1 pseudogene is annotated in these 394 nt (G+C 41.6%); it reads left to right on the forward strand.

Annotated elements, in window-relative coordinates:
• Positions 1–330: pseudogene (locus tag J7R10_RS09380) on the forward strand (asparaginase); the annotation flags it as partial.
• Between the last annotated feature and the right edge of the window lie 64 nt (positions 331–394).

Consider the following 394-nt stretch of genomic DNA (forward strand, 5'->3'; position numbering starts at 1 on the left):
TTAATGAAATTCTGCTTTGAAAGAGGGCATTATGCCGGCCTTGTCGTCGCCGGTTTTGGATCAGGGCATTGCAGGTTTGAAGCAGCAGTTATCATACGACAATATACACTAAAACTGGCAATCATTATCGCTATCCGCACCTGCACTGGCTCAACAACCCGCAAAACTTATGGCTATAAAGGTTCAGAAGTTGATATGATTGCTTCTGGCGCCCTTATGTCTGGCTATCTATCAGCAGTAAAAGCACGTTTACTTTTGTGGGCTTTTTTGGCACAAGGGTACTCACTGGCACAAATCAACGCACAATGGAATGACTGGACTATAAGCTAACGAAAGACTCTCTGTTATTTTAAAGAAGAGAATATGCACAATAAAGCACCTTTGAATACAAAAT

The organism is Bartonella vinsonii subsp. berkhoffii ATCC 51672 (genome assembly GCF_902825225.1).
In the GTDB taxonomy this organism is placed as follows: Bacteria; Pseudomonadota; Alphaproteobacteria; order Rhizobiales; family Rhizobiaceae; genus Bartonella; species Bartonella berkhoffii.